Genomic DNA, 510 nt, shown 5'->3' with positions numbered 1-510 from the left:
AAGGTCTCGACTTTTGTATTAGGACGGATGGTTTCATCTTTATCCAATAGCATCATGCCATTGATATCGGTGACAGGGACGACAGACTTGTCGTAATAGCCGTTTTCCCAAGCCTGTGCAGCGCGGCGATGCGACTCAGTGGCAAAGGCATCGACATCACTACGACTAAAGCCTTTTAGCGTTGCGATAGTATCTGCACCCACGCCTTGCGGTACGAAATGCGTCGCTTCATTAACACGTGGATCCATATACCAAGCACCGCCATCAGAGCCCATCGGCACACGGCTCATAGACTCAACGCCGCCCGCTACCACCATGTTCTCCATACCTGACATGATCTTGGCCGCAGCTAGGTTGATAGACTCCAGACCAGAGGCACAAAAACGAGACAAGGTTAATCCAGCCACACTCTGTGCCCAGCCAGCATCAATAGCAGCAATGCGCGCAATATCAGAGCCTTGCTCGCCCACTGGCGTCACACAGCCAAGTACCACATCATCGACCAAGCTG

The 510-nt window shown here is 52.4% G+C and carries 1 protein-coding gene; it reads right to left on the bottom strand.

Translation table 11 applies throughout. The features are described from left to right. Nucleotides 1–510, bottom strand: a 510-nt coding sequence (locus tag ACS8FC_RS21100; protein ID WP_439298218.1) for a thiolase family protein, incomplete at both ends; no start/stop codon positions are given.

The organism is Psychrobacter sp. 1Y4 (assembly GCF_051847555.1).
Note: the sequence above shows the minus strand (reverse complement) of the source record. Positions and strands in the feature narration are given on the sequence as shown.